This window comes from Caldisericia bacterium (genome assembly GCA_026414995.1).
Lineage (GTDB): Bacteria > Caldisericota > Caldisericia > B22-G15 > B22-G15 > JAAYUH01.
The window spans coordinates 1-773 of the sequence record JAOAHY010000037.1; the positions used below are offsets into that span (position 1 = coordinate 1).

A 773-nucleotide genomic window follows, 5' to 3' on the forward strand; every position below is an offset into this window, starting at 1 on the left:
AAAGCCCAAAAAGCTTTGAAAACTTTGCACCTTGAAAACTATATAATGTAAGAAATAAAGATGAGAAGACAAAAAGGGTAACAAGTATCAAAAAAGATACAAGTGACTCTTAGGATAATCATTGATGGAGAAAGACATATCACTTTAAGAGAACTAAAAGATATCGAGAGATCGTATATCAAAAAGTAGATTTCTGCGAAGCAAATTATTGAATGATATTTTGTGGAGCAAAAATCATAGGTCAAGCTATTAAGAGCATAGGGTGAATGCCTAGGCACCAGTAGCCGATGAAGGACGCGATAAGCTGCGATAAGCCACGATGAGGCGCAAATAGCCATCGACCCGTGGATTTCCGAATGGGGGAACCCACCTGCGGTAAAAACGCAGGTACCTGTACATGAATACATAGTGTGCAGGAGGGAGACGCGGGGAACTGAAACATCTAAGTACCCGCAGGAGTAGAAAACAACAGTGATTCCGTAAGTAGTGGCGAGCGAAAGCGGGAGAGCCCAAACCAGAGTATAGCAATATACTCTGGGGTTGAGGACCGGCATAATGATTCTAAGTATCTAGCAGAATGAGCATCTGGAAAGATGAGACCATAGAGGGTAAAAGTCCCGTAAGCGAAAGATATGAAGACAGGCCGGTATCCAGAGTACCACGAGGCACGTGAAACCTTGTGGGAAGCAGGGAGGACCACCTCCCAAGGCTAAATACTAACTGGTGACCGATAGTGAAGCAGTACCGTGAGGGAAAGGTGAAAAGAACCCCGG

The 773-nt window shown here is 44.2% G+C and carries 1 rRNA gene; it reads left to right on the forward strand.

What is annotated here, in order from left to right:
* Positions 1-239: 239 nt before the first annotated feature.
* Positions 240-773, forward strand: a 23S ribosomal RNA gene (locus tag N3D74_06660); the annotation flags it as partial.